The sequence below is a fragment of the Taishania pollutisoli genome (genome assembly GCF_014518315.1).
Lineage (GTDB): Bacteria > Bacteroidota > Bacteroidia > Flavobacteriales_D > Crocinitomicaceae > Taishania > Taishania pollutisoli.
This window is the reverse complement of the sequence record NZ_JACVEL010000044.1, coordinates 1-906: the sequence shown is the minus strand read 5'-3', so window position 1 is coordinate 906 and position 906 is coordinate 1. Positions and strand designations below refer to the sequence as shown.

Here is a 906-nt window from a genome sequence, read left to right as displayed (position 1 = left end):
CTCAGGATCCGTCGTTTACGCAATTTTATTCAAACCCGATCTATCTGAATCCTGCTTTTGCAGGTTCTAACGGTTGTCCGCGATTTGCAGCAAATTACCGCAATCAGTGGCCCAGCCTTTCGGGGAATTATGTAACGTACGCAGCTGCATACGATCAATATTTTAAAAATATTTCCGGAGGAATCGGGGTGTTGGCGACGCACGATATGCAGGGACAGGGAACGATCCAGACTTCGATGTTGGGATTGATTTACTCGTACCATTTATCTGTTACGCGAAAGTTTTCCCTGATGTTTGGCGCCCGCGCTGCCTGGTATCAGAAATTCCTGGACTGGGATAAGCTGACATTCGGAGACATGATTGATCCCAGAAAAGGATTTATCTACCAAACAGGGGATGTTCCCCGGGGAGGTACCCGAGGTTTCTTTGATGCTTCAGCAGGAATTGTGGGGTATTCGGATGTGTTCTTCTTCGGAGTTGCGGCACATCACCTGAACATGCCCAACGAATCAATGATTGTAGGAGAAAGCCGTCTTCCAATGCGTTTTACGGGGCATGCCGGAGCAGAAATCAAACTGGGAGGAAAATCAAAATACTCCAATACCACATCGATTATGCCCAATGTGATTTACCAGTACCAGAACGGATTCCAGGAGTTGAACATCGGAACGTATGTGAAGTACGGGATTTTCACCGCTGGTGTGTGGTACCGAACAAGTGATGCCTTCATTACAACGATCGGGATCAATACAGGGATGTTCCGGATCGGGTACAGTTACGACGTTACCGTATCTCAGCTGAACAACGGAGTTTCCGGAGGTTCACACGAGGTGTCACTGGGACTGAACCTGAATTGTAAGAAGAAAATTCCGCAGTTCAGAACCATTTCGTGTCCTTCTTTCTAAA

Annotated in this window: 1 protein-coding gene; it reads left to right on the top strand. The window is 47.1% G+C overall.

Annotated elements, in window-relative coordinates; genetic code table 11:
* The coding region (locus H9Y05_RS16220; protein WP_216714910.1) for a PorP/SprF family type IX secretion system membrane protein at positions 1-905 on the top strand (905 nt) is incomplete at its 5' end.
* Position 906 lies beyond the last annotated feature (1 nt).